This is a genomic window from Synechococcus sp. WH 8016 (genome assembly GCF_000230675.1).
Lineage (GTDB): Bacteria > Cyanobacteriota > Cyanobacteriia > PCC-6307 > Cyanobiaceae > Synechococcus_C.
On sequence record NZ_AGIK01000006.1, the window covers coordinates 110,565 to 135,736 of the forward strand.

The window sequence follows — 25,172 nt, forward strand, 5'->3', positions numbered from 1 at the left end:
TTCAGATCTCTCGTTCTGCGGTGTGCCTGGCAAGGGCCAGAATGTCAGCGTCGCTAGGGCAACGACGCTCTGTGCAGTAAGTCGTCATGGTGACGCCGTCGAGGTTTTGTACGGAACTCACGCGCATGCGCAGCTGGTCGGTCACAAACCAGCAACGTTCAATGCCAACGCTGGTGTCGTATCGGGTAGTGATCGTTAGCACTCCATCTTCAGCAAAGCAGTAAGAGCTCAGAACAGCTTGTTTTTCGACGTATCCCTTGTCTCGAACGAGGAACCCTTTTGCTGAATCTTCAGGGTTCACGACGTTTACAAGAGCCGCTGCACGATCCTCACTCCGATCGCTCAGTTTGAGATTGCTTTCCCACCAGAAACGTGCACCTCCGCAGCCTCGGGAGGGGTCCACACCCAGAGCTGCGCAAATAGCGGCCACACTGTTGTCATTAGGGCCGAAGGGCTCAACGATCAGGTTGGAATCTCCATCTTCATCATCTTGATGGTCTTGGTGATGGACCACGCGACGAATCATCCAGATGCCGGCGCTGGCTTCAAGGAATGCCGTCATCGTCATGGGTGTTTCAAACCCGTCGGTCGGGAGAGACGATCCCTCAGCACTCATGACCTCTAAAGATGAGTCGCTCACTGTCATAGGGCCATTCGACTGAAAGGTAGGGACTGTCTCCATTAATTGGAGGCTTTCACCGTTCGAACTTGTTCTTCGAGTTGATGAAGGATTTGGGTGAGACGTTGAAGCTCTGGGTGCTCCGCAATGGAGGCATCGATGCGTTTCTGAGGGAGTTTGAGCTTTTGACCCATGCCAATCACATCTTTGCGTAGCCGTTCCATGTAGGCCGTGAGCTCTTCAATCGACTCTTGAAGTTCGCTCAAAGATGATTCAGCCATCGCCTTTCAAGGGTTTTGGAAAGGCTAATAGAGGGGTTTGCTTGGAAAACCGCTCGCGCGAGCGGTTTAAATCTGAAGCAAATGTTAAATACTGCCCCGCCCCGTGCTGGTTGAGCAGGATTTTGGACTTCTCTCGGTCATCGAACCCTTTCCAGGACAGGCTCTCTTAGTGATCGGCTCAAAACGGTGACGAACCTTTGCGTGATCTGCACAAAACGCACGGCCCCCCAGTTTGCGCCCCTTAAGTTGATTGGGCTTTCGACCACGAAACGGATACGTCAGGTTTTCTTGACTCCTTATCAAGTCTTAGGCCTCAAGCTCCCTTAGTCCGGCTCCCAATGCTCGACGCATTCTCCCGCTCAGTTTTGAGCGCTGACGCCAAAACCGCTCCTGTTGGTGCTGGCGACATCGCTGCTCTCCGTTCGTACGTTGCCGACGGCAACAAGCGACTTGACGCTGTCAACGCAATTACATCTAATGCTTCCTGCATCGTTTCCGATGCAGTGACAGGCATGATTTGTGAGAACACAGGTCTGATCCAGGCCGGTGGTAACTGCTACCCCACCCGTCGCATGGCTGCTTGCCTGCGTGATGGTGAGATCGTTCTCCGTTACATCTCCTACGCACTTCTCGCCGGTGACGCTTCTGTCCTCGACGATCGTTGCCTGAATGGTCTGAAAGAGACCTACATCGCTCTTGGTGTACCTGCACAGTCCGCAGGCCGCGCTGTTGCCATCATGAAGGCTTCAGCGACTGCGCACATCGGCGAGACCAACACCCCCGCACTGGGTGGCACCAAGTTCCGCAAGATGGAAACCATCCAGGGCGATTGCTCTGCTTTGGTTGCTGAGGCTGCCTCTTACTTCGATCGCGTGATCAGCGCCATCAGCTGAGTCATCCGGTTTTTCTTTTTTTAACGCAAACCTCCATCTAAAGGATCTCAACGATGAAATCCGTCGTCACGACCGTTGTGACTGCTGCAGATGCAGCAGGTCGCTTCCCTTCTCAGAACGACCTCGAAGCCGTTCAAGGCAACATCCAGCGTGCTGCTGCCCGTCTTGAAGCTGCTGAAAAGCTGGCTTCTGGTCTCGATGCAGTCACCAAAGAAGCTGGTGATGCTTGCTTCAACAAGTATCCCTACCTCAAGCAGCCCGGTGAGGCTGGTGAGAACCAGACCAAGGTGGACAAGTGCTACCGCGATCTGGGCCACTACATGCGCCTGATCAACTACTGCCTGATTGTTGGCGGTACAGGCCCTCTCGATGAGTGGGGCATCGCTGGTGCTCGTGAGGTTTACCGCGGCTTAGGTCTGCCTACTTCCGCTTACGTGGAAGCTCTCACCTACACCCGTGACCGCGCTTGTGCACCTCGTGACATGAGCCCCCAGGCTCTGAACGAGTTCAAGTCCTATCTCGATTACACCATCAACGCTCTTTCCTGAAGACGTTGGTTTAGGTCCTTAAACGGAACGAAAGGAGGCCAATTGGCCTCCTTTTTTTATGCCACTTCCCAAGCTAGCGATGAAGTGGATTGGTTTTCTAGTAGATTTATAGGGACGATTTGATGGGTTTCAAGCGTCTTTCATTGCTTTGATTTCATGGCTTCTTCGAATGACCAGCGTCGTGAATTGGATGATCTCTTCGCTGATCTAGCCCATCCCAATCCGAGGATTCAGCAAGAGGCTTATACAGCAATGGTTGATGATTGGCCGGAAGAATCTGTTCCACGCTTGTTGTCTTTACTCGATCAACCAGATGTTTCTTTGCGCCGCGCCGCGGTGCGTGGTTTAGGTGCTTTTGGAGTGTCGACTCTGCACCCCCTAGCTGACTTGTTTGCTCAGAGCACCGATGCAACGGTGCGGGCAAGTTGTGTGAAAGCCTATGCGCAGATCGCTTCAAACTATCCAGAGCAAGACTTCAGCTCCGAGGCGATGTCTCTCTTAGAAGTTGCTCTCGATGATGCCTCGCCAGTTGTTTCTCAGTCTGCCGTGATGGCATTGGGCCAAGTGGGCACGCAAGCACTCCCTCTTTTGATTCGCATTTGTAAGGGTGGCAATATTGCTCATATTCAGTCTGCAGCGATGGCATTAGCAGAAATTCCAGATCCTGCGGCGGAACAGTGCTTAAGAGACATTTTGGCTGACCCTGAAACAGATCCACTCTCGCGTGAGACCGTCGATGCTTCTTTAAGTCGGATGATTGGCCAAAGGTAATGCCAGGGGAAGATGATCGCTGAGGCTTGGCAATCGATTAATCATTTTCGTCGCGAGATAGTTGATTGATTGCAAGGTTGAAAATGGTAATCACGCTGCTGTCTTGTTCCTGCTCAAGTTCTGTGCGAAGTCTCGAGATCACCTGCGGATCCCTAAGTTTCATGAGTGAAAGTGCTGCATTCTTTCGTACTTGAGCATCTTGATCGCGCAACATTGGTAGTAGGAGTGGGGCTCCCCAGTTGGTGTCATGAAGCTTCCCTAGCAATGTGGTTGCCTCGGCTCGAACCTCTTCTTCTGGATCCTTCAGGGCATTTTGCAGAAGTTCACGGGCGTCAAGATCGTCAAGTTGTTGGATCTGATCACCCAGTGCTGCAATGGCGGCTGTTCTCACTTGTGCATGTTCTGAACAGGCTGCTTTGCGCAGGGCTTCTGGTGCTTTTGCTCCCACAAAAGACAACCCCCAACTCGCTAGTCCAATTTGCATTTGACTGCTTTTAGGGTTGATGAGCACATCAAGAAGGCCATCAACCGACGCTGCACCAATGCATGCCATGGCACCCACTGCAGACCCTTGGACGACAGGATCTGGATCCTCCAATAGAGCTTCAAGGAGATCGGGTAGTGCTTTCACGTCATTAATTAACGTCAGCGTTTTGGCAGCAGCTCGACGAACGGTGACGTTTTCGTGCCGTCGCATCGCAATGCAAAGTGAGGGCACGGCAGCGCTGCCGACCGCACCCAAACTTTCCGCAAAAGTAAGTCGTAATAAGCCACGTTTATCACCTAATCCAGCCACCATTTTTTCGATGGCATCACTGTCGCCTGCAGGTATTTCTCCTTGGCGCAACTGTTGCTTAAGTCCTTCGGCAAGCTGCGCTGCTTCTTCTCCACTCAGTTGGATTTGATCAGAGCTATTGGGCTGAGCTGAAGGGTGTGACACTGGAGGATGAACGCGATAGTCCATTATCGACCTCGTTCGATCGCTATGGTCATGAAAGCAACGAGATTTGTGTGACCAGCTACGTTCTCTCTCACAATCTTCAAGTCCAAGATTCTTCTGTTCCTGCCCTTGGCTTCGAGGAGCTTGCGATTGCTTTAAAGAATGAAGACGCCTCCTTCACCTCGGTAGAGGCGTTAACACATCCTCATTGGAAGTTAAAAATCGAATCTTCTCTCGATCCTGAGACGTTTGGAAAACGTCTCAGCTCGTCTTGGCGTGCTGTTCGAAAAAGCATGGGTCATGGCACGAACCATGCTGTGATGGCTTTGGGCGGCCGCAAAGACAGCCCCGGCAATCCCGGTGCCCCCCTTCAGGAAGGAGGCTGGGGGGTTGATGTTGTTGAGACCAACGACTCTGATGCGTTTTTAATCGCAATCAATTGGAGTGGGTTGATCTCGGGGCGCCCTGCGGATGGGGTGATTCAGGTGATTGATCAGCAGGGTTGATCAGTCGCTTGTTCTTTAGTTTCGGCGCTTACGACCAGATCGCTTGGACGAGTTATTGCTGGAAGTCTCAGCCTTGTCCGCTTTGGAAGAAGCTGCCTTCTTTTGGGGCGTCTCTCCTCCGAGGCCTGATCCTGCGGATGCGCCGAAGCCCATGTCGATTGATTCGATTAAAAGGCCTTTGCTATGCATTGCCTGGATTGTCCTTGCAAGATGCTGGAGCGGAACTCTGATCACCTGTTGAGAGGAAAGACGAGAGCCCTGCTCAATCGTGGTTTTCACTAAGACGGAAGAAGACTGTGTAGGGCCCATGTGTGCGAATCGAACCTTTCACTAGCCTCTCGCAGTTTTTTCCTTTGGCGAGAGTTGCTTAATTTTCGTTAGAGATTGATTTTGGCCCTCGCATGTCTCAGCATCCTTCAGACTTAGTGGATTAAGACCCAAAGGTGGCGACAGCGATGAGTGGTGCTTTCGACAATATCCATCCTGGACTGACGCAGCCTGACGCAATCCGAATGCTGTTGACGCCAATCGATCAGTTGGAGTCGCAGAGCGACCCTTACATGGCGGCTGCGCATCTGCTCAATTTTCCTGGTCAATCCACGGAGCAGGCATTGTTGGCTCTTGTTGACGATCAGGACCAGTCTCAGCCGAGGCGTCTAGCGCGTCGTAAGGCTGTGGAAGTTTTAGGCCGCTTGAAATGTCAGGACGCCATCCCTGCAATCGGTCGTTGTTTGAATAGTGATGATCCCTATCTTGTTGAGAATTCAGCATGGGCTCTCGCTCAACTTGATTGCCAAGTTGATGCATTACACGAAACCATGATTTCGTTGGTGTCCCGTTCTGATCAAAATCAACGTGTCCTAATCCAGAGTTTGGCGAGTCTTCAAGTGGCCTCTGCTGCTGGGGTGATCGAGCCATTGCAGGACAGTGAAACTCCCGGAGTTCGTGGCGCTGCCATCAGTGCTTGCATCAAGTTGGGCGCCTCCTGTGATCGTCTCGATGTGCTCCAACAGCATTTTTTGCTGTCAAATCAGATGGATCGGCAGTCTGGAATTCAGGATGCGATTGATTGTGGTGCTAGAGATTTACTTCCTGCTATTTTGCAGGCCCCAGTGTCTCCCGTGTTCAGAATGCGGGCGCTTCGTGCGCTTTGGCCAGAAGGGGATTTGATCTTTGGTGAGTTATCGCTGGTTTCAGTTGTGGATGCTCTGCTTAATGATCATCCTAGTGATTTGGAATTGGTCCATGAATATGATCAAGCTCCTACAAATGAATTTCTGATTCAAGAATTTTTTGGAACGGATTTTAGTCGTTGTTATTTGGCCCTTCAAACTCTCTGTGATCGATCAGCTGTTGAAATATGGCCGCTGCTTCATCAGCGTTGGACTGAGGAAGCTCATAATGATTATGGTGCACACTATTTTTTTGTAAAGCTGTTTGGAAGTCGTTGTGACTGGCCTAAGGAGGCGTTGCCTGTTATTGAACAGATCTTAAATGAAGCAATCTTATCTCAACGTCCGCAATTCATGAAATCGAAGTCTGCTGCAGTCTTGTCAATGTATCGGTTGGGAGTTGGTTTTGAACAAGAAAGGCTCATTCAACTCTTGTCATCTGATTCGATGCCTTTTTGGGAGGTGAGATATGCTGTTTTGATGCTTTTGTCTGATTCGAAGTTCGATTTGGACCGGGACCGTTGCCTTGAATGCTCAGCCGTTGATCCTCATCCTTTTGTTGCCGCTCGAGCCAAGGCGATGACGAGTGATTCTATTTAGCAGTGGTGATTGCTTTCCTTTTAAACATAAAAAAGGGGCGAAATGATTCGCCCCAAGTCGTTATGGATGAAAAACTCGGCTGAGAATCAGGCGAGTGAATTGATCACATAGTCAAGTGCACCGTTGTACTCGGTGAGAGCCTGGGGGCTCAGGTCACGAGGGGCACAACCGTCGTTACGCATGTGGGTGAAACCAGCAACGTAGGTGCCGGGGTCGATGCTGAGGGCCTTGTAAACCTCGCGCTGACCATTGATAGCCAGTTCGTCGAGAGGGCCTGTGCCGCCGACAACCAAGGAGTAGTTGATGAGACGGAGGTAGTGCACGAAATCGCGCTTGCACTTCTCTTTGCCTTCAGTCGCGCACTGGCGAGGCTGGCGGCCGGTGGCGCCGTTGGGGTACTGGGTGTACACAGCGTCAACAGCACGCTGAGCAATCGCATCGTAGTTCTGAGCGATTTTTTCAGCAGCCTCGAGACGGGCAGCAGCGCGTTGCAGGGAACCCTGTACAGCTTCCAGGTCAGAGCTGGTAGGGAAGCGAGATCCGCTGTCAGCGGATCCGATGGCGGTGGTCAGGACAGACTTCATTGATTTTAGAGATGTGTTTGGTTGAAAATCTCAGATGAGCTTCAGCTGATGGCGCTGATCACCATGTCGAAGTAGGAGCCAGCTTCAGCAGACAGAGCGTTGCAATCACCCTGAGTCACAGGCATCTTGCGCTTTTCGCCAGTGCTGTTGTTGGTGTTGGTGATGTGGGCACAGGCAGAAGCCTTCATGATGGCCACAGCACGTGAAGCGGATCCTGAAGGAACGCCCAATGCGGCATAGGTCTCGCGCAGACCATTCAGGCAACGGTCCTGAAGCACGGAGGCATCGCCGGCCAGCAGTGCATAGGAGACGTAGCGCATGATGATTTCAGCATCACGCAGGCATGCAGCCATTTTGCGGTTGGTGTACACACCACCGTTAGGAGCTGTCAGACCTGTGTTTTCGCAGCAGATGCCTGCGACGGAGTCGGAAACAACGCAGGAAGCGTTACTAGTAATGGCGTTCACAGCGTCGAGACGCTTGTTGCCTTCAGAGATGAATGAGCGAAGCGCGGAGAGCTGATCGCCACCAATGAAGCTGCCGCTGGAATCGGCGGAAACAGCTTGCCTGGAGAATGCGTCGAGCATAATAAAATGCTTACAAGAGGGGGACTTAGATGCGATGCATCACCCCGGAACCGTAACTTCATCTGCCAGCTAGAAATCATTCCCCTCTGGCTTCTCAATACAAGTTTGCACTTAAAATATGAAGAAACTATGAAGCCTCAGCCCATTTTCTCCAAGACCTGAGTACACGACCATCTCAAGGGCTCCCAGGGATGGGTCTCTGCAAGCTCTTTGAGAAGAGGTTTTTGGTCATCGAGTTGAAGACGAAGGCAACTCCATGCGGCCGCAATTCTTGATTTTGAGTACTGAGGACCGGTTTCTTGCAGGGCTCGTCTCACCAGGTTGCTGCGTTCCTGCAGCTCGAGTAGGCCAACGCAGCTGGCCAGGAGATAGTGCACTCCATAGTCGCTTCCCTGGTTCTCCTCAAGATCGTCGATGAGAGCCAGGCGTTCCGTCGCTGGCATCTCGCACAAGGCTTTGGCGGCTTCGTATTGACGCGCCTCGTCGCGGTGTTGAAGTCCAGCCCGTATCGCTTCTGCTTCTGAGGGGATCGGAGAGGGGTTGGCGAGAGCAAGCGTGCGCGGATCATCCCTCAGGAGCGTTTCAAGCAAGGCGTCTGAATGGGTTTTGTTGATGTCTTCTCTGTTGCCTTCGGTTTGGGCTTTGGTAATGAGGAAGGCGCTTTTGGCCCGTAGCGGCATCGAAACAGGACAGCGGGTGAGCGCTTCTAAGGCCGCCAAGTGTTGAGCATCGCCTAAATCAATGACTGCCGCTCTGCGTCGTCCTGGATTGGTGTCTTGTAATTGACTCAGCAGTGGCCTCAAGCTTTCGTCTCGATTGGTTAGCCGTAGGGCATGGGCGTGGGCCGCTCCTGCGACTAAAGGATTTAAATCTCCGCGCAGTTCCGCAATCTCATCGTTGCTATCTGGAAGGTTCAGACGCGTAAAGGCTTGAATAACGGCCCGCTTTTGGTTGTCAGGACCGTTCAGTGCAGTCAGTAATTGCTGCTGCTGGGTTTCGGTGAGTGATGCGCCAATGCGTGCAATGGAATCAACAGCGTTAACGACCGTTGGTTCATCTTGATCAGTCAGAGCCTCAATCAAGACAGGGAGAGCCGTCTTTTGTTTTCGTCTGCCCAGAGCTTCAAGAGCTTTTCGTCGGGTGATTCGTTCATAGAGGTCATCGCTTTCCTTTGATGCAACCTCAATCAATCGGTCAAGAGACTGTTGCGATGTGCAGGCTCCTAGGCGTGAGGCAGCTAAGTACTTAACACCGGGATTATCGAGTTGGCTTGGATCAGTAATAATGAGATTGAGAGCATTCTCCTCACTCATTCCCGAAAATAATGTGTCAAAGCGCTCACTCATTGCCTACAGGGAAGAATGGGATTTTGATGCCGGCACTTGTCTTAATGCCCGACGAGGCCAGAGCCTTTGGCTCGGGTTGATCCTTTTCTCTATAGTAGGGGTCAGCCTCATTGGTGAATGAATGTGACGTCCGCATCTTCTGCATTGAGCGAGATCAACCGCTTTGTCAAAGCATTTGATTTGGATGATGCTCTGAATACTATTTCCAGTATCGAGGATCTCAAAAAACTTCTCGTGGATTTTGATAGCCCGCTTTCCGGATCGTTAATCCCCCTTGAGCAGGCAACGCGGACCCCAAAGATTCTTGTTGACTCTGGTACAACTCAGCTGGGAATCCGATGGAGAACGCTTCAGTGTCCTGGTGGGCCTATTGTTCTACAAATGATTTGCGAAAAAGTTAATTTTGCCCTTTGGATTGAGGAGTGTTGAGTATGTCATCGTCTGAACTTGACCGGTTTATCCAAGCTGTCGTTGATGATCACGGCATTGCGACTGGAATTAAGCCTCTTGCTACCCATTATGATCTCGTCGCTTATGCAAACATCAGGGGCTTCTCAATCACATTGGTTGAATGGGGAAGGCATCTTGCGATGGATTGGCTTAAATCTGCCGATGCAGAATTGGAATTGCTTCAGCTTGCCGATCCTGCCCATTGGAGTTGGGCTTTTAGGCAACTGTCGAGTTGGCGTCCTTTGTTAATGGAAGGCACCCTTTCTGAGGGGTTGTTGGGAACGGCCAATTTTGCCTCCATCTCTGAGTCCGATGATCAAAATGGGTTTCAGGGAACGGATGCTGTTGCTCAGCAAGAAAAGCCCCTCACGGATTCTGAGCGAGATGCGGCCCTGGAATCTTTCATTGAAATGCTTAAAAGTAGGCCTGACTTAAAAGATCAAGTGAAGTTTGCACGGGATCAGGATGCAGTGATTGAACTTGCGAACGCACAAGGCTTTCCGGTTGATTCGTTGACATTATTACGTCGTTGGAACAAGGTATCTGACTTCTCCAAGCCGACTTGGTTTGGTTGGTTTGACGAGTAATTTATTTAGCTGATTTCTGCATAACGAGTTTGCGATGTTCCGCGCTTTGCCCAATAGGTCACAATGGCTTCTCCCCCTGGGCGGGGGACTGGAGCATTGGCTCGAAGAATTTTGAATGTTCGGTTTGGTCCCATTGGCCAATTGCCTGCAGCTGAAACGGAACGAATTCTGCCACCAAGTAATTCAATACAACGCTCAAACTTTTCGAGTTGACTTTGATCAACAGTCTCGAAAATAAAATCTGTTCCAACACAAATCAAGTGTTGCGACCGGATCCAAGCTTTTAATTGTTTTTCCGCATCTAGCGCGGACATTCAAACCACATGCTTGCTTGATCAACCATCTTATCGAAGCCAGTCGAGGTTTAGAGAGTCGCCAAGGGATGTCACTCGTTTAAATTTTAAGGGTCCGTGTTCGGAGCCCCATTTTTGCGCATGGGTTTCTGGATCAAAACCGCGATCACGGCTAACCCAAGTTGTGCTGTCTACATCAACCTCGCTGATCAGATAGGTCAATTGCCCATCGCGCGGGACCAAACACTTGTGGCCTGGCTCCACTTCTCCCCGATAACATCCAGTTTCGACTTCATGAAAATGCATATCGCATCCACAACGTGGTGTGAGGGACTCCACTTTGAGGCTTCGGAGTAACTCTGGACGCTGTCCTGAGCCGGCAAGCCTTAGTGCATCAGCAAATCCAAAATTTTCAACAACAAAGATGTCTTGAATTTGCTGGAGTCGATGAATCCCTTGTCGATAGGGACTCCAGGGATCATGGTCGTAGCTTTGTTCTGAGTAGAAGCCAGGTCCTTTTAAGGTTTCCCATGGTAGGGGCCTGAAATAGATATTAATGTGAGCGAAGTCTTTTGGGTTGTCCTGAGATTGCTCAAAATTGCTGTAATGTCCAGCCAGTGTTTTGGCAAATCTCAATAATGCTTCTTTAGAGCTCATCGATTATTGATGTAGTTACTGAATGTTTAAGCGTCTTACTTCTGATGCAAATGAAGTTTGTAGGATTCCCGAGCCTGCGGATGTCCGAAGGACGGAGGACCGACAGCGTACGTTTTCTGATACAAACCAAATCCTTTCTTCTGCAATGGATTGCTCATATTGAGTCTTGAGCAGAAAGGTGCCATCTTCGAGAAATTTATAGTCGGAAACTGCGAATTCAGATTCTGCGTACCCTACGCTTCTGATGATTTTTCCTTCGGTCTCGTTGGTGGCGAGGGGAACGAGGAGGCAAGACCCAGATGTGACATCGCTGGGATCGTCAGGTTCCCAATCACTTTCTGCTTTCCATTCCATTTGAAATGGGCAGGTTGCGGTTGCCTTGCAATCTAAGTTTGATGATTCGATTAGTTCTTGAATACTGCTAGAAGAGGGATCAACACTTTTGATCTCTACTTCACTTAGCACGTCTTCAAATTGTTGGAAGGCTAGAGAGTGCCCAGAGCGCATCGAGCGCCATTTGCCTTCGCTTTGATGGACGAAAGTCTCAATATTCATTCAGGTGTGCATCAATCGTTGCCGAGGTGGCAGACGGATGAGGTTGATTGATATGCACCATATTCACCATGGAGTCAATCATCATTGACATGGCCATAGGAACGCCAGAAACAGAATCATGAAAACTCTCGTTTTGCCCTGATGTTTTCCTGTTGGAAGTGTTTCTAAAGATTGGCATGTCGTTTGGAGTGATTGAAGGTGCTAACGGCTTTGGCTGGGAAAACGCCAGATTGGGCCCTGTGAACGACCAGGGTCCAATCATGACCGATTCGATCTGCTCAATGAGCAAATCTCTCTAAGGGTTAAGCATTCGCAATAGAGATGATGCGACCGCGCTGGGCTTGGATGCTTCTGATCGTTGTGGACAGGGAGTTGTAGCTGACAACTGATCTTTGGGCTGAACGACGCGCCGTTCCGAGCTGCACACGTGACGTCCAAATGATCGTGTAGCGACCACCACCGCCAACGGCCTTCCGAGCACCAGCGGCTGTTGGATTGGTGTTCGAAGCAATGCTGCTCAGCAAAATGGATGTTTTGCTGCCATCAAAGCCTGCATAGCCAGGGTCAATGGCGATGTTGCGTTGGTAAGCAACGGTGGTTTCGCCAACCACTGATTTGGCTGTTCTGGCATAGGGAACCGTGTCGATCCCAAAATTCTTGAGATACTCGTCGCTGTAGGTGTAGCTAGCGATCTCAGCTTCAAATCCCTCTGTGGCAAGTCTGTTGACGTGCTCGCTGATCTCAGCCTGATTGCGCGGAGGACGTCCCATCAGGTGCTTGAAGTTCAGTTCGACAAAGCGATAAGGATTGTTGGGCTCGAGTGTGTAACGCCGATAGGTCTCGGATTGAGCCAAGGAAGTGATCAGCCCCTGAACGGTGAGATCACCGTTCATGAACAGCGCATCGATGGAAGGACAAACATCCAGCTCCATCAGATAACGGTTGCCGAACACCTGACGATAAGCGGCTTTGAGAACAACGGAGGCTTGTTCGGTGTCTTGGTTTGCGGCGCAGGTGAGGGTCAGAGGGGCAGTCATTGTTGGGGGGAGGGAAAAAAGAAGGCTTCATCACAGACGGGGGTCGGATGAAGCCAATGTGCGTCGAAGAAGTTGGAAGGGATGGGTGAATCCCTCCTTAGGTCACATCACCTCGGTGATGGAGACGATCCGACCTCCGCGGCGGTGGATGTACTTCATCTGGCTGGTCATGTCCTTGCCAGACACCAAGTAGCTGGCATTGGGAGTTCTTTGGCGTCCACCTGCGGGCTGTGCTTGCACAACGATGCGGAACCGTCTCTTGGTGGGATCAGGGGAGCCAGCAATCGCGCTATTGCGGTTGCTGCGGACGGTTGTTGTGCGCCATCCACTGGGCACCGTCTTGGTGGCGACTGAGGTGACAAGGGAAGAGCTGTTCGCTACGGAGTCACTTGCTGCATAGCCTTCAGAGAGAGACAGATGGCGGTTGAAGGCCAGCTGGGAGCGTCCCTGCTCAGAGAGGATGCGCATGTAAGGAACGGTGTCCTCACCAAACGTGCTCTGGTATTCGGCGCTGTCGATGTAGCTATTGATTTCTGCTTCGTATCCTTCGTTTGCAAGGATTTGGATGTGCTCGCTCACCTCTGCTTGTGAGATGGGTGCACGTCCCAAAATGTGCTTGAAGTTCAGTTCAACGAAGCGGTAGGGAGCATTCGATTCAAAGAAACGACGAACGTATTCGGAAGACAAACAGATCCCACGAACCAACTCACGGGTGCTGTAGTAGCCCTCGGTGAACTTGCTTTCAGCAGCCAAGGCCCTCTCTGACTCCATCAAATGGGGATTGCCCATGACCTGGCGGTAGGCAGAACGGATCAATGCGTTGATTTGGTCCGCAGTGTCACCAGGGCAGCGTTGGAACACTTCCTGTTCCCGCTGACCAAGACCGAAGCCCACGTAGGCATCGCCACGGGCTGGCATCGAGTCGCCGCCATCGCTGGACTTGCGCACCTTGGAGGTGAATTTGACACCGGTTCCAGAGCCGCTGCTCTTGGCTCCACGGGAAGCCGAGACGGAGCTGGGAAGCTGAATGTATGGAACGGCACCACGTGCGAGTGTGTTGCTCAGCTGACTGCGGGCGCCAACGGCACTGTCGCTGATGGCAAAGCCGCGCTCAAGAGCCGCGATATTGACAAAGCTGCTTGTGGGGATACCAGCCGCAGACGTGAATGAACGGGTGTAGGGAACAACGTCGTTGCCGAACACTTCAGCGTATTCAGCTGAATCAACGATGAAATCAATCACCGCATCGTGACCAGCGCTTGCTAGCAAGGTGATGTGCGCTGACATCTCACCTTGAGAAAGAGGAGGGCGACCAAGCAAATGCTTGATGTTCAGCTCAACTCCGCGCATGGGTGCAACGCCTTGGAAGAAACGCGCGCGATAAAACTCAGTTTTTGCAAGTGCCCGCACGAATTCGCGCACGTTCCGCTCGCCATTGCAGAACTGAGCCTCCAATTCTCTCGAGCGCTCATGTTCCATCACATGGGCATTGCCATAAACCTGGCGGTAGGCGGCATTGATGGCAGCTTCGAGCCCAGCTGCGTCATCGACGGCATAACGCTGCATCGTTCCGCCATGGGGACAATCTTCGTGATTGCGAGGGCCAATCGCAATTTTCATTGAGGCGCAGGATTGGCGCAGAAACTCAGCGTTGCTCAGGGCTGGCTTGTTTGCTGCATTGCGATTCCTGCTGAATGAGACAGGGTTCGAATTGAGGGAGCTGGCTCCGAAACCTTGAGAGGCAGACATGGGGGGTTGAGGGAGAGGGAAGGGAGAGGTGGTCGCTCAGGGCGACTGGGAAGGGCAGATTGGCGTTGCATGCAAACGCCAATCCAGGATTCGGGTTAGTTCGAGGGGGTGATGCTGGCGATCTTCCCGCCTTCGGCATGAATGCGTTTGAACTGCTCAGAGAGCTTGTCAAAGGGCACGTAATACACGCGATTTGAGCGGGTGTATCGAGAGATGCGGCGCACGTTGTTGGCGCTGTAGCCAGTGACTTCGACCCGATAGGTCTTGCCTTCGTCGCCAGCACCAACGCCGAGACGTGTTGGCGCATCTTGGAGATTCTTGGAAGGTCGGAAACTCCAGCCCTGGGTCTCGATGGAGGACGGCGGTACCACCGCGAGAGGACGGTTCTGATAAGCAGCACCACCCAACTTGCTGGTGATTCCTGAGAGGTCGCCTTTCAAGCTGCTGCTGCTGTTGCCACGCAGAAGCTGGAAGCTCCATGTGAACTCCTGCATGGTGGCGCAGCTTTCGGTCTTCCATCCCCGCTGATAGGGAACAGTCCATTCACCAAAGGTGTTTTGGTAATCGTCTGAGTCGAGGAAGCTGTCGATATCGGCGCTAAAACCCTTGCTATCCAGGCGTTCGGCGTGAGTGCGCATCTCCTGGAAATCCACAGGCGCACGACCAAGAAGATGGCGGAAGGCCAGTTCGATATAGCGATAACGAGGACAGGCATCAAAAAAGCGAGAGCTGTAAAGCTCGCTCTTGGCAACGACGCGAACAAACTCGCGAACACTGATTTCGCCAAGTTTGAACTGGGATTCGGCTACGAGCTGACGCTCGCTGTCCATCACGTAGGCATTGCCGAGTACCTGCTTGTACACGGCTGTGATGATTTGCTCCTTTTTGGCGTCTTCATCGCCTGGAATCAGTTCAAGGGGAGCTTCGCTCTCTGCGGAGAAGCGCTCAACGCCGAGTAACGAAGCGGGACCGAAAGGCATAGAGCTCGCTGGGTGTTCGCTCTATATGTTCTGACAACCCTTTTGTCAGCAGGGCGATTCTTTATAAAGCTCAATCAATTGTGTTGGAGTGTTGCGTGACATGACCATTTTGGCTTTGCGTCGGCGGCTGGCCTGATAAGTGGTAGCCGCCGAAACTGTCGCGAAAGCTAGTTCAGGACAGTGATTCAAGCGCTTCACGCGTGTTTTTACGCGTCATTGGGTTCCAGCAGTCCAGCTCGAGATAAGGACGAGCGCGCAAGGCTCCTAATTGCTCTGCTAGGCCAATGCACAAAGAAAAGTCGGCGCCTTTGATCGACTCCACGCCCTCAAGTCCGGCATCCGTCAGGTCCGCTCCTCGAAAGTCTGCGTAGTCGAGTTGGCAGCCACCGAAACGTGCCCCTCGGCAGCGGGCTCCCCGCAGCACGGCGTGACGCAGGTCGGCTCCTACGAGGCGAACATCATCAAGCAGGGTTCCGCTGAGATCGGCACCACTCAGGTAGGTGCCCATCAAAGAGGCGCCGCGTAAATCCATGCCCCGTAAATCTGTTCCGTTAAGGAACGCTCCATTGAGCTTGGCTCCAGGTCCAACCGCTCCTGAGCTGCGCACTTCAAACCCTTCAGGCCAGATTGTGGCTCTGTCGTAGCGGGCTAAACGCAAATCAGTGCCTTCGAGGTTGCAGCCAGATAGGTCGCAACCGCGCAAATCAACGCGGCAGAGAGCAGCTCCGCTGAAATCAGTGGTTCCCAACGATTGCCCTCGCCAGTTCGCTCCTCTGGCATCGGTCGTCCCTGAGGAAAAAGCCTCAGGGAGTGTTTGTTCTGGGGGTAGCCAAGAAGAGAGCTCAAGCTCAGCGGTCACGGCAATTAACGGGTGCTGAGCATTGAGCCTGCCACGATGATCAGCACGCGTAGGACTTCGACACTGCCAACCACGGCCAGACCCAGCCAGAACTTCTTAACCCAGGCTGGTGGCTCTTTGATCCATGCGGGAGTGACACTGCCGCCAGCCATGTCGCGGGTTTGTAGCTTTTGTTCCCATTGCATGTCACGCCAGTCGCTCCCATAACGCGGGAAGCGCTGGTAGATCGGCATTTCACCGGTTGCAGCGCCAGGTAGGACCCTGGAGCGTTGGTTTGGAACCTGGTCGTAGCCAAAGGAATCCATGTATTCGCTGCTGTCGAGCAGAGCATCGACAAAGCCAGCAAACCCGCGATTGCCAATCACAATCGACCAGCTCAGGCGTTCCCCTTCTCCATGAACAGAGCGTCCAAGGATCCGGCCAACAACCTGGTCAACTAAGCGGTAGTTGCTATTGCAGGACACGTATCCCTCGGTGAAGCGACGGGATAGCAACAGGCCGCGAATGAAGTCACGCATCGTGATGCTTCCGTTGCGCAGTTGCGACTCCAGAAAAGGCTCCCTGTCTGCCGTCATGGCATGAAAGAAAACCTGTTTGTAAGCGCTCTCTATCTGACTCGTGAGCGACGTCCAGTTTTCTCCGTTCGCTGCTGCTGCGATCACTGTTTGATCGATCGGTGCCTCCAGGCCTCCAAGATCTCCAACACGTTGATTTTGGCTGGTGAGGGGATAGTCAAGCCGTGGGAGAGGCATTAGGTGTATTTGCGCATTTACAAGGCAGACAGTCTCCCGCGAGTCGTCAAAAAGGGTGGGGATTCCTTCGTCTCTCTTTACGATAAGAATTACAAAAACGGTTTTCGATCGGTCTGAAATCCCTTCATTTGCTTGATGAGGTGGTCGAGGGCACTCTCTAGCAAGCTCACATCCTGGTTCGGTCCGTCCTTGGAATAGGCCTTGCATGCCAAATCGCGAAGCTGGGTGAGGGCGACCAGTAAGGCAGGGACAGGGACCTTTAGAACGTCGTAGAGCTCTTGCATGGCGTCGAGCCCAGCAGGATCGGTGAACCTGGTCTCGCCTGCGGCAACGGCATAGAGGCTGATCCTTAAGAAGTGAAAGCAATCACGCCAGCAAGCATCAGCACGCTCCTGAGGGAAAAGAGCGCCTCCGGGGCGAACGAGGTCTGGTTGTTGCGCTAGGAGTGCTTCCCGAGCGCTGTCAACCAAACCAGGAACTTGGCTTTGCAGCTGGATCAGCGGAGCTGGCTTCACTCCTGAGTGCTGGCAAGCAGCGGTGATTTCTTCTGCCGTTAGGAGCCTCGTCTCATCGTTTGCTTGAGCCAGGGTGGCTCTGAGATCACTGTTGAGCGATTGGCGATCTAGTAGGCCAAAAATCTGCGCTCGTTGGGCTAAGGCCCGAATCTGTTCGGAAGATAGGGGCGAGGTCATGCCGTGATGGCCGGACTTAAAAGCTGCTCATCAATGATCGGCGAAGCGGTGAGCCAGCCGTGCCTCTCTAAATAAAAAGCCCATGTGATCTCTGCCCCAAGGCCAGGGCAGTGGCCTGGTAAAGCTTTGGCAATGTCAACGGGAACGCCCAGTTCGCTCAATAAAGGGACGATCCCTTGAGACGAGTCGATGCTGGTTGACCGAATCGCAGCACCAACAACCCAGGTGAGGCGCGTTGCATCGAGAGCATCCCGGTTGCTCTCGCAGGCCAAAAGAATGTTGCCTGGTTCTTTCAGGCCCAGCAGGGTGTCTCTCCAAAGCTTGAGGTCGTCAGCTTTGAGGTTGATCCTCAACACCCCATCTCCAATGGAGTGTTGACATTCATTTTCAGGTTGAATCTTTTGGATCAGAGCTCTGATCGCGGAGTCGGCTGCACCGTTCATCACAACAGCTCAGATCGAAGAATCTTATCTCTGCTCCTTAAAGGCGTTGAGGATGGCAGCACGTTGCCTTGCGAAAGGAACCAGCCGTTGGTGCAGGCGTCTCCTTCAAGAGGTTTGAGATCACTGTGGACAAGTTGTTTGTGATCGATACCATCGGCTTTCGATGAGCTCGGAGTTCACGCCAATGACCATTTCTAGTCAAGACATGGTTCAGCAGTTGAGCGGACAACTGCACTTGGTCAGTGAGATTGCAGAATCTTTGACGCTCAGATTGCTTGCACTCGAAGAGCGATTTAACGAACTCTCAGAGAAGTTGGACTCTGTTGAGCCGGAACAAGCTGATGATTCCGATAGCTTTTTATTGCTCGCTGATAGCAGTGACCGTCTCGTGCAACTCCGCGGTTTGCTGAATGAGCAAGCCAAAGATGAGTCGCATAGCGAGGTGCCTCGACTCGAAGTGGTAATCGATTCTCATGTCGACTCAGACAACGACATGGAGGAGCCGGAGGATTTTGATCTGGAACAAACTGTGTATGTCAACGATTCACAGGAACTGCCCTCAGAAAGCGCGGATCCAGACCTCGAACAGAGCGACGAACTGATGTCAGCTTGAGTGGCTTGCTCCATCCAGGTTGAGCAAGCGAACCCTAAAAATCGCGATCTGACGAGCTTGCTCGGGCTCAGCCTGGAGGAAGGGATGGTCCTCCATCTTTTCAATGACTGCATCGATACGTTGGTCAATCGAAAGATCAGCAAATTGCTCAGCTTTGGCTAAGTGCTTCCAGGTTCGGTCGAACACCATCGCAAATCCGTCGGGATTATTGAAAGTGCGATCGTCATCGATCGGTACGCGAATCATCGACTGTTGCTTGCAAATGCCAGAACCCAGATTTGAACTGGGGGCGTTTCGACAAATTGCCCCTTCAAGCATTCAAATTGGTTGAGCAGTCATGCCGAAAAGCGCCTAGGAGGCGTTTCCCTTGCTGCTGATCCACCTCTCCCCAGCCGAAAGGCATGGTGTCGGGTAGGCCCATGGCACTTCTGAGGGGTGCATGGACCGAACAACTCTATGCCTCGCTCGAGTCTGCAGAGTTCATGCGCTGACGCCAGGCCTCGCGCTTCTTTGCATCGATTCAGGCGGCAAGAATGGTGCTCATCCATCCAAATCAGTTTGGTTGGTAGAAAGAATATGATGAAATGTTCTTGGATTAGACGTGGTGAAGTGAGTTTTTGAGCTTGGCTTTAGCGCTTGTTTCTAGCGCTTCATATAAGCATTGGCGTATTGATCAATAACGCTTGGGTCGTAATGGTGGGATGACAGGACTTCGGTGATTCTATGGGCCATGGCCTTGGATGTTGCTGAATATCGATTGCCTAATGGTTTCAGTTTTTTCCCTTGTTCTCTCAATGTAGGGATTTTGCTGGCTTGATACTGCTCCTCCGCTAGATCGATCATGTCTCCACTGCTGTTCTCAAGCCACCAGTGATAATCATCAGTTTCTTCAAGCTTACGCGAACCTCTGATGCAGTCAAAGTCTTTCCAAAAAAAGCGATGTAACGTATGCATGACAAACAAGTGCCACCCTCTCGTTTGATGGGGCGAAGCAGGGAGAGAGTCTTTTGAGGACTGCTTTTGAGCTTCTTCTGTTTGGAAGGATTCGCCAAACTCTCTTTCGATCTCAAGAGTGGAGTGCAACCATTTTTTCCCTTTAGCTCTCTTTTCTTGAAGCAATCCCATTGGATTGATATAGAGGTCGAGGAAGCACTGAGAGATCGTGAGGATGTTTCGATCTGTGGAAGGGATGGAGAGATCACCGCTGCAAAATTGATCTGATGGAAAGAGTCCATCTGTATGGGGCTTTAAGACCCTCTTCCCGTCAATGCAAAGATGACCAGATCGACTCGAAAGAAGAAAACCCATGTGGTTTGGTTAAAGCTTCCCTGATTGAATTGATATTGCAAGTTTACCTTGTGGCTGCTCGATTTTATTGGTTTTTAACGACTTCTAGGGATCTCATCCATTGATGTTGTTCCGCCCATCTTATTCCGCCCATCCTTCGTCGAGCGACGGGCTTCACCCCAGGCTTTGATTGGCCACAGGATCTAGATGAAAAGGGAACAGTGCAGGTGGGATCGATTGTTTGAATGTTTGGCAGGAGAGGGGGTGCCGATTCGTTCTCTTCAGGTTTCTGAGCTGTTCCAGCCAAAAACCTGAACCATTTGTGACCTCAGTTGTGCGGTTGTTTCCAGCGCAGGAGAGAGGCTGCGTTCTCGTTGAGGGCTTTGCTTCATGACATAGTCGAGGTCCTGTAAGAGCATGGAATTCATGTTCATGGCAAGGATGCACTGTGCATTCTCGCAGTGATTCTGCTTTGTATCGTTGTACATGGACACAACATCTTTGATGTAATCAATAAAGACCTTTCTTGACTGTTCCATTGTTAAGACCTGCTCTTGATTCCATCCAAGAAATGCAATGAGTTGATGGCATGAGCTAAGAGCAGCAATGCTGTGCTCGGTTTCTTTGAAGTATGTTTTAATAAATGCTGCGATGTTGGCGATGCAAAATTGCATTCCAAACACCATGCTATCGGCTTGTTCTAAATCATCTTGAATTCTGTCCCAAGTAATGCGCGCAATGCGGTCGTCTGGCTGCATCTCAGCTAGCGCTGCCAATTGGAGCGACCTTGAAATAAGTTCTTTATTTAGCTTGCTATTCATGGATCTCTAGCAAACACGATGGTCGATGACATCACTCATGAGGCTAAGTACCTCTGCTGCGGATTGGTCATGGCTGAGCCGAAGAGAGGGTGTCTGATGATCTTGAGTCTGCTCTCGTCCAATTGTGCATGAGCCAACGCAGGCGCGTCGTTTTTCATGCGCAACTGTTTTCATGCGCAACTGTGGAGACTGTCATTGCTTGGAAAATTGGTGGTTGAAGATGATATTTGGCTTGTGGGAATCGCTCAAGCTTTAGCGCAGTTGCTTCTGTCATTTCCTTATGGGTGAGTGGTCTGGCTCCTGCCCCTTCATTCAAGGGTTCAGGCGTTTCATCGCTCTATTGCTGAGGTCATGAAAGACGGCGAGTCAATTCTCGGATTGTTCCTGTCTGCAAGGCATGGCGTGACGACTTCGGAATCCATTGGTGTGACAGCTTCGGCAAGATGGGATCTACAGCGTTTGCTTTATGACATACGAGCAAGAGGTCATCATTAAGTGCGCCATCAAGGGCGTCCTTGGCGGTCTTGACAGGAAAATGACGTCTGAGGAGCTTGATGAGTTGCTGAACGGCTCACAGGATTGGAGAAAGCATTTGGTGATTGAGGAGATCACAGAGGTGGCCACCATCCATGCAGGGCGCCGTCGTCCAGAAATCGACTAGCTCTTACGGCTCTGCCGTTGTACGAGCGACTCCAAATCAGGTAGCTGTTGGCGATTGGCAGCACGCCTACAGCTTCCAATGCCCATGGAGCGGTGACTCCATCGCGTCGATCAAGATTCAGTCAATGCCAGGACCCAGATTTGAACTGGGGACACGGCGATTTTCAGTCGCCTGCTCTACCAACTGAGCTATCCCGGCACGTCGTTTTCACGACAACGGAATCTTAAATCACGGGGTGCGCCCCAGACAGATCAATCCCCTGACCTCAAACCCAGCATGTTTCAACGTCTTCAATGCTTCTTGGGCCGTAGCTCCACTGGTGAGGATGTCATCGACAATCCATGTGGGCCTTGCCGCCACGCACCTGGATCGTTGGTCTGGATCGATGGCGAAGGCAGATTTCATGTTCACCAGCCGCTGACGACGACTGAGGTGGTGTTGCCCCACGGTGGGCCGACAACGTTTCAGCAGTGCCTTCGTGGTGCGTCCAAGGCTTCGGCAGATCAATGCCGGCAGAGGATTGGCTCGTTTTACCGCTTTCCAACTGGGGATCGGAACCAAAAGAGCCTTGGCCGGAAGGGTTGGCTGCAGAGCGAAGGTGATGGCCTTCAGGACTGATAAATCTTGATTGAGCCTCAGGCGCAGGATGTGTCGGCGAAGCTCTCCTCGATACCAACCGGCCGCGTTGAAGCGAACAGGAGTGATGCCTCGCAGGCCTCTTTCCACAAGGCCCAGCCTTTGAGAGCACTCACTACAGGGATGATCCGCTTGTGGATGGGGTTGGATGGCCTTCTTGCAAATCGGACAAGAAGGCACAACGAACAGGTCTTTCAGGCAATCGTGAAGTGCAACTAGCAAAGCGTCAGAACGACTGCCTTCAGGATTCCCCTTTGCTGTCGTCAGACGGCATGGCTCTCAGCATGGCCACCATGGTGCGGTGGGCGTCCTCACTGTCAGTGAGGGTGTGATCAAACGGGATGCGGACGGTTTTTCCGTCTACTTCAAGGCTCATCGCATCAGCGCTAACGGCCGTCATGGTGGCGATGTTGGCAGCACTCACTCCTCCGTAATGGAGGGCGTACTGAAGCACTGCATCGCCATGGTCATCGTTCATGTGACGACAGATGCGTTCGCTAACAGCGGGGGTAAGCGGATCAGCGGTCATGGTTGAAGGGGAGAAGGTTAAGGGCGGGGGATTGACTCAGCTAAAGCGTTGCCAGAGCAGAAGGGCGAGCCGAAACCCGCTGAATCCCACATATCCGGCAAGCACGATGAACAGGCCAATGGCAAGGCCGTCACGAAGTCGGTTGGGCAAGGGTTCGGGGATGCTGCCTTAATTCTCCCCTAGATGGATCGTCTTGTCTGGTGCTTGTACAGCCTGAAGAGCTAAACGAGCAACTCCGGCGGCTGGAGGTGTGTTGCAACTGCGGATCGGAACACCGAGTTGGCGCTCGCGCAGGCGACGCCATTGAGGATTGCGCGCTCCACCGCCAAGGGTCACGATCTTCTTAGGAGGATCAGCTCCAAGGCTGGTGAGGCGTTGCCATCCCGCCTGTTCGATTTGGGTTAACCCCTCTAAAAGGCCGTGCAGATAGAGGGCATCGCTGACTGGGCGGGGCGTGAGGATGGGTTCAAGCTGGGGGTCATCAACGGGGAAGCGCTCTCCGCATCTTGGAAGGGGTCGCAGCTTTAAGCCGCTGTCCTGATCAGGATCGATCTGACGGCTCAGTTCCGCGAGGTCGATGTCGGGAAAGAGTTGCTGCAGCACGGCAGCACCAGCATTGGAGGCTCCTCCGCATAACCAACGCCCCCCCACGCGATGGGTGGAGGTTCCTGAACCTGGAGCGATGGGCTGATTGGTGAACCGCTTGAGCACCAAGGTGCTTCCCAGCACTGTGATGCCCTCGTCGTCGTCAGCATCAGCTGTGAGAACGGCCGCGTTGGAATCGGTTGTTCCGGCAACGATCAGCAGATCCTCTGGCAGGTCTAGATCTTTCGCGCGTTGGGGCGCCAGGGGCCCAAGCACGGAGCCACTGGTTCGAATGTTTGGAAGTGCATCCCGCCAGGGTTGGCTGATGAAGGTGTCCGGCCAGGCATTTTGGCCGAGGTCCCATCCCAGTCGAAGGTTGTTGCCTTCCTCCCCATCGCTCCAATTGTCAAGAAGCCATCCGCTGATCCAGTCGGCTTGATGGCGTAGCAGGAGAGGGGCTTGGTGTTGCTCGACTAGGTGTAGCACCCGCGCGAGGCTTCCACTGGCGCTGGAAGCTGGTCCACCCTGTGGAATCAAGGCGCGGAGCTGCTCAACGACGTTTGGGCATGCGAGCGAATAGGGCATGGCCTCAGCAAGGGGCAGGCCCTGTTGATCACAGGCCAGCAATGTTCCTGAGGTGCCGTCCACGGCGATGGCCTTGAGGCGATGTCGGTAGTCGGGCTTAAGGAGCCCGATCAGTTCAACACATCGGTCTCGCCAATCAAAGGGGTTATGCAGACCGATTTGATATGGCGCACTTTCGGTCTGGAGCAGGGCACAGCTGCAGTCGATGACAGCAATGCGGACACCGCTGGTGCCTAGGTCAATGCCGAGCACCAGCGGATCTTGGCTCATGGTCTTGCGTCTACAGACTGTTGCCGGCTTGGATGCGGTTCGCTTCCGCTTGCTTTAGGGCTGAAGCCTTGGCGTCAACGTCTTCCCAGGGCAAGTTCAGATCGGGGCGGCCAAAGTGTCCATAGGCAGCTGTATCGCGGTAAAAGCGACCACCGTTGAGGGAAGGCATTTCCCGCAGCTTGAACTGCTCGATGATGGCACCAGGACGCAGGTCAAAGTGCTCTTGTACGAGGTCGGTGAGTTCCGCATTGGACACCTTGCCTGAGCCGAAAGATTCCACAAGGATCGATACCGGCTTGGCCACGCCAATGGCGTAGCTCAGTTGAACCTCTGCGCGATTCGCAAGACCTGCAGCTACCAGTGCTTTGGCTACATAGCGGGCGGCATAGGCAGCGGAGCGATCCACCTTGGTGGGATCTTTGCCGGAGAAGGCACCACCGCCGTGACGGGCGTAGCCGCCGTAGGTGTCGACGATGATTTTCCGTCCCGTGAGACCGGCATCACCCTGAGGCCCGCCGACCACGAATTTGCCGGTGGGGTTGACCAGATAGCGGCAATTGGCCCGATCTGGCTTCAGAGGGAGGTCAGCTGTCGCTGGCAGCACCACGTGAGTCCAGAGGTCTTCACTGATGCGATTGCGCACCTCCTGCTCGTCGGTTAGGCCCGTCACCTCGGCGGTGTGTTGGGTTGAGATCAGAATGGTGTCGATCTCGACGGGTTTGTCGTTTTCGTAGACCACGCTCACCTGGGTCTTGCCGTCAGGGAGCAGGTAATCGAGGGTTCCGTTGTGGCGCACTTCGGCCAGACGCCTAGCAAGCCTGTGGGCAAGGCTGATGGGCAAAGGCATCAGCTCTGGCGTTTCATTGCAGGCGTAGCCAAACATGATCCCCTGATCGCCGGCGCCGACCTTGTCGAGGGGATCGCCTGCGTGATCATCCGCTTCATCAACGCCCTGGGCAATATCAGGGGATTGCTGATCAAGGGCGACCAGGACGGCACAGCTCGTGGCGTCAAAGCCACCGGCCCGCGCTCCGCTGTAGCCGATATCCCGAATCACATCGCGTACGAGATGGATGAAATCCACCTGGGCTTTGGAGGTGACTTCGCCCGTGATCATGCAAAGGCCGGTATTCACAACCGTTTCGCAAGCCACCCGGCTCGTGCTGTCTTGGGCTAGGAGAGCATCTAGGACGGCATCACTGACTTGATCGCAGATCTTGTCGGGATGGCCTTCCGTCACGGATTCGGAAGTGAAAACGTATCGACTCATAAGGGTTTCGGGCG

Annotated in this window: 33 protein-coding genes and 1 tRNA gene; 9 read left to right on the plus strand and 25 right to left on the minus strand. The window is 52.8% G+C overall.

Annotation, left to right across the window (positions count from 1 at the left end; all coding sequences use genetic code 11):
- Position 1: 1 nt before the first annotated feature.
- On the minus strand, positions 2-616 hold the full coding sequence (locus tag SYN8016DRAFT_RS12995; RefSeq protein ID WP_371212450.1) for a phycobiliprotein lyase: 615 nt from the start codon (positions 614-616) through the stop codon (positions 2-4).
- 65 nt (positions 617-681) lie between these two features.
- The gene (locus tag SYN8016DRAFT_RS13000) at positions 682-900 is read right to left on the minus strand and encodes a hypothetical protein (RefSeq protein WP_006854880.1); all 219 of its coding nucleotides are present in this window, start codon (positions 898-900) and stop codon (positions 682-684) included.
- A gap of 338 nt (positions 901-1,238) precedes the next feature.
- Here SYN8016DRAFT_RS13000 and cpeB point away from each other — a divergent pair, with 338 nt between their 5' ends.
- The 3 genes from cpeB to SYN8016DRAFT_RS13015 all read left to right on the plus strand — a co-directional run bounded on the left by cpeB (position 1,239) and on the right by SYN8016DRAFT_RS13015 (position 3,112).
- Positions 1,239-1,793 carry a class 1 C-phycoerythrin subunit beta gene (gene cpeB, locus SYN8016DRAFT_RS13005; protein WP_006854881.1) on the plus strand — a complete coding sequence of 185 codons (555 nt, stop codon included), beginning with the start codon at positions 1,239-1,241 and terminating at the stop codon, positions 1,791-1,793.
- A gap of 53 nt (positions 1,794-1,846) precedes the next feature.
- On the plus strand, positions 1,847-2,341 hold the full coding sequence (gene cpeA / locus SYN8016DRAFT_RS13010; protein WP_006854882.1) for a class 1 C-phycoerythrin subunit alpha: 495 nt from the start codon (positions 1,847-1,849) through the stop codon (positions 2,339-2,341).
- 156 nt (positions 2,342-2,497) lie between these two features.
- A complete protein-coding gene (locus SYN8016DRAFT_RS13015; protein WP_006854883.1) occupies positions 2,498-3,112 on the plus strand; it encodes a HEAT repeat domain-containing protein in 615 nt (204 codons plus the stop codon).
- A gap of 37 nt (positions 3,113-3,149) precedes the next feature.
- On the opposite strand, the gene SYN8016DRAFT_RS13020 is transcribed toward SYN8016DRAFT_RS13015, so the two are convergent.
- A complete protein-coding gene (locus SYN8016DRAFT_RS13020) occupies positions 3,150-4,076 on the minus strand; it encodes a HEAT repeat domain-containing protein (protein WP_006854884.1) in 927 nt (308 codons plus the stop codon).
- Positions 4,077-4,123: 47 nt separating this feature from the next.
- Between SYN8016DRAFT_RS13020 and SYN8016DRAFT_RS13025 the strand changes: the two genes are divergently transcribed.
- Both SYN8016DRAFT_RS13025 and SYN8016DRAFT_RS13035 read left to right on the plus strand, forming a co-directional pair.
- Positions 4,124-4,558: a DUF2656 family protein gene (locus tag SYN8016DRAFT_RS13025; protein WP_006854885.1), complete on the plus strand. Its 435-nt coding sequence runs from the start codon at positions 4,124-4,126 to the stop codon at positions 4,556-4,558.
- 455 nt (positions 4,559-5,013) lie between these two features.
- On the plus strand, positions 5,014-6,330 hold the full coding sequence (locus SYN8016DRAFT_RS13035; protein WP_006854886.1) for a HEAT repeat domain-containing protein: 1,317 nt from the start codon (positions 5,014-5,016) through the stop codon (positions 6,328-6,330).
- A gap of 86 nt (positions 6,331-6,416) precedes the next feature.
- Here the strand turns inward: SYN8016DRAFT_RS13035 and mpeA are convergent, their stop codons facing one another.
- The 3 genes from mpeA to SYN8016DRAFT_RS13050 all read right to left on the minus strand — a co-directional run bounded on the left by mpeA (position 6,417) and on the right by SYN8016DRAFT_RS13050 (position 8,847).
- On the minus strand, positions 6,417-6,914 hold the full coding sequence (mpeA, locus tag SYN8016DRAFT_RS13040) for a class 2 C-phycoerythrin subunit alpha (RefSeq protein ID WP_006854887.1): 498 nt from the start codon (positions 6,912-6,914) through the stop codon (positions 6,417-6,419).
- A 41-nt stretch (positions 6,915-6,955) separates the two neighbouring features.
- Positions 6,956-7,501, minus strand: coding sequence for a bleomycin hydrolase (locus SYN8016DRAFT_RS13045; protein ID WP_006854888.1), 546 nt, complete (start codon positions 7,499-7,501; stop codon positions 6,956-6,958).
- A gap of 137 nt (positions 7,502-7,638) precedes the next feature.
- Complete coding sequence (locus tag SYN8016DRAFT_RS13050; RefSeq protein WP_006854889.1) at positions 7,639-8,847, minus strand: HEAT repeat domain-containing protein; 1,209 nt, start codon at positions 8,845-8,847, stop codon at positions 7,639-7,641.
- 117 nt (positions 8,848-8,964) lie between these two features.
- Between SYN8016DRAFT_RS13050 and SYN8016DRAFT_RS13055 the strand changes: the two genes are divergently transcribed.
- Positions 8,965-9,276: a hypothetical protein gene (locus SYN8016DRAFT_RS13055; RefSeq protein WP_006854890.1), complete on the plus strand. Its 312-nt coding sequence runs from the start codon at positions 8,965-8,967 to the stop codon at positions 9,274-9,276.
- A gap of 2 nt (positions 9,277-9,278) precedes the next feature.
- Positions 9,279-9,884, plus strand: coding sequence for a Nif11-like leader peptide family natural product precursor (locus SYN8016DRAFT_RS14645; RefSeq protein ID WP_006854891.1), 606 nt, complete (start codon positions 9,279-9,281; stop codon positions 9,882-9,884).
- A gap of 5 nt (positions 9,885-9,889) precedes the next feature.
- Here SYN8016DRAFT_RS14645 and SYN8016DRAFT_RS13070 read toward each other — a convergent pair whose 3' ends face one another.
- The 11 genes from SYN8016DRAFT_RS13070 to SYN8016DRAFT_RS13115 all read right to left on the minus strand — a co-directional run bounded on the left by SYN8016DRAFT_RS13070 (position 9,890) and on the right by SYN8016DRAFT_RS13115 (position 17,901).
- Positions 9,890-10,198 (minus strand): hypothetical protein, encoded by a 309-nt coding sequence (locus SYN8016DRAFT_RS13070; protein WP_006854892.1) that lies wholly within the window; start codon positions 10,196-10,198, stop codon positions 9,890-9,892.
- A 30-nt stretch (positions 10,199-10,228) separates the two neighbouring features.
- Positions 10,229-10,834 (minus strand): chromophore lyase CpcT/CpeT, encoded by a 606-nt coding sequence (locus SYN8016DRAFT_RS13075; RefSeq protein ID WP_006854893.1) that lies wholly within the window; start codon positions 10,832-10,834, stop codon positions 10,229-10,231.
- Positions 10,835-10,849: 15 nt separating this feature from the next.
- Complete coding sequence (locus tag SYN8016DRAFT_RS13080) at positions 10,850-11,389, minus strand: phycobiliprotein lyase (RefSeq protein WP_006854894.1); 540 nt, start codon at positions 11,387-11,389, stop codon at positions 10,850-10,852.
- Entirely contained in the window at positions 11,379-11,651 is a 273-nt protein-coding gene (locus SYN8016DRAFT_RS15125; RefSeq protein WP_136988032.1) for a hypothetical protein, read from the minus strand. Before SYN8016DRAFT_RS15125 ends, SYN8016DRAFT_RS13080 begins: the two co-directional genes overlap by 11 nt.
- A gap of 40 nt (positions 11,652-11,691) precedes the next feature.
- Positions 11,692-12,426 (minus strand): phycobilisome rod-core linker polypeptide, encoded by a 735-nt coding sequence (locus tag SYN8016DRAFT_RS13085; RefSeq protein WP_006854895.1) that lies wholly within the window; start codon positions 12,424-12,426, stop codon positions 11,692-11,694.
- A gap of 102 nt (positions 12,427-12,528) precedes the next feature.
- Positions 12,529-14,175, minus strand: coding sequence for a phycobilisome rod-core linker polypeptide (locus SYN8016DRAFT_RS13090; RefSeq protein WP_006854896.1), 1,647 nt, complete (start codon positions 14,173-14,175; stop codon positions 12,529-12,531).
- Positions 14,176-14,270: 95 nt separating this feature from the next.
- The gene (locus tag SYN8016DRAFT_RS13095) at positions 14,271-15,155 is read right to left on the minus strand and encodes a phycobilisome linker polypeptide (protein WP_006854897.1); all 885 of its coding nucleotides are present in this window, start codon (positions 15,153-15,155) and stop codon (positions 14,271-14,273) included.
- Positions 15,156-15,327: 172 nt separating this feature from the next.
- Complete coding sequence (locus SYN8016DRAFT_RS13100) at positions 15,328-16,014, minus strand: pentapeptide repeat-containing protein (protein WP_006854898.1); 687 nt, start codon at positions 16,012-16,014, stop codon at positions 15,328-15,330.
- A 5-nt stretch (positions 16,015-16,019) separates the two neighbouring features.
- Positions 16,020-16,766 carry a phycobilisome rod-core linker polypeptide gene (locus tag SYN8016DRAFT_RS13105; RefSeq protein ID WP_006854899.1) on the minus strand — a complete coding sequence of 249 codons (747 nt, stop codon included), beginning with the start codon at positions 16,764-16,766 and terminating at the stop codon, positions 16,020-16,022.
- 89 nt (positions 16,767-16,855) lie between these two features.
- Positions 16,856-17,458: a Phycocyanin gene (locus SYN8016DRAFT_RS13110; RefSeq protein WP_006854900.1), complete on the minus strand. Its 603-nt coding sequence runs from the start codon at positions 17,456-17,458 to the stop codon at positions 16,856-16,858.
- A complete protein-coding gene (locus SYN8016DRAFT_RS13115; protein WP_006854901.1) occupies positions 17,455-17,901 on the minus strand; it encodes a hypothetical protein in 447 nt (148 codons plus the stop codon). The genes SYN8016DRAFT_RS13110 and SYN8016DRAFT_RS13115 overlap by 4 nt, the downstream gene beginning before the upstream one ends.
- 184 nt (positions 17,902-18,085) lie before the next feature.
- Between SYN8016DRAFT_RS13115 and SYN8016DRAFT_RS13120 the strand changes: the two genes are divergently transcribed.
- A complete protein-coding gene (locus tag SYN8016DRAFT_RS13120) occupies positions 18,086-18,514 on the plus strand; it encodes a hypothetical protein (RefSeq protein ID WP_141561523.1) in 429 nt (142 codons plus the stop codon).
- Here the strand turns inward: SYN8016DRAFT_RS13120 and SYN8016DRAFT_RS13125 are convergent.
- From SYN8016DRAFT_RS13125 to SYN8016DRAFT_RS13135, 3 genes are all read right to left on the minus strand, one after another.
- On the minus strand, positions 18,506-18,760 hold the full coding sequence (locus SYN8016DRAFT_RS13125) for a hypothetical protein (RefSeq protein WP_006854903.1): 255 nt from the start codon (positions 18,758-18,760) through the stop codon (positions 18,506-18,508). The two genes, SYN8016DRAFT_RS13120 and SYN8016DRAFT_RS13125, sit on opposite strands and share 9 nt — an antisense overlap.
- Before the next feature lie 396 nt (positions 18,761-19,156).
- Positions 19,157-19,822 carry a hypothetical protein gene (locus SYN8016DRAFT_RS13130; protein ID WP_006854905.1) on the minus strand — a complete coding sequence of 222 codons (666 nt, stop codon included), beginning with the start codon at positions 19,820-19,822 and terminating at the stop codon, positions 19,157-19,159.
- Between the two features lie 260 nt (positions 19,823-20,082).
- A complete protein-coding gene (locus SYN8016DRAFT_RS13135; protein ID WP_006854906.1) occupies positions 20,083-20,622 on the minus strand; it encodes a hypothetical protein in 540 nt (179 codons plus the stop codon).
- 535 nt (positions 20,623-21,157) lie between these two features.
- On the opposite strand from SYN8016DRAFT_RS13135, the gene SYN8016DRAFT_RS15985 reads away from it, so the two are divergent.
- Positions 21,158-21,283 (plus strand): hypothetical protein, encoded by a 126-nt coding sequence (locus SYN8016DRAFT_RS15985; protein WP_256364601.1) that lies wholly within the window; start codon positions 21,158-21,160, stop codon positions 21,281-21,283.
- 125 nt (positions 21,284-21,408) lie between these two features.
- Here the strand turns inward: SYN8016DRAFT_RS15985 and SYN8016DRAFT_RS13145 are convergent.
- From SYN8016DRAFT_RS13145 to metK, 5 genes are all read right to left on the minus strand, one after another.
- A tRNA-Phe gene (locus tag SYN8016DRAFT_RS13145) sits at positions 21,409-21,481 on the minus strand.
- A 30-nt stretch (positions 21,482-21,511) separates the two neighbouring features.
- Positions 21,512-22,141 (minus strand): ComF family protein, encoded by a 630-nt coding sequence (locus SYN8016DRAFT_RS13150; protein WP_038014869.1) that lies wholly within the window; start codon positions 22,139-22,141, stop codon positions 21,512-21,514.
- A gap of 19 nt (positions 22,142-22,160) precedes the next feature.
- Complete coding sequence (locus SYN8016DRAFT_RS13155) at positions 22,161-22,448, minus strand: DUF2470 domain-containing protein (protein WP_006854910.1); 288 nt, start codon at positions 22,446-22,448, stop codon at positions 22,161-22,163.
- 168 nt (positions 22,449-22,616) lie between these two features.
- Positions 22,617-23,888 carry an FGGY-family carbohydrate kinase gene (locus SYN8016DRAFT_RS13160; protein ID WP_006854911.1) on the minus strand — a complete coding sequence of 424 codons (1,272 nt, stop codon included), beginning with the start codon at positions 23,886-23,888 and terminating at the stop codon, positions 22,617-22,619.
- Positions 23,889-23,898: 10 nt separating this feature from the next.
- Positions 23,899-25,158 (minus strand): methionine adenosyltransferase, encoded by a 1,260-nt coding sequence (gene metK, locus SYN8016DRAFT_RS13165; RefSeq protein ID WP_006854912.1) that lies wholly within the window; start codon positions 25,156-25,158, stop codon positions 23,899-23,901.
- Positions 25,159-25,172: the final 14 nt, after the last annotated feature.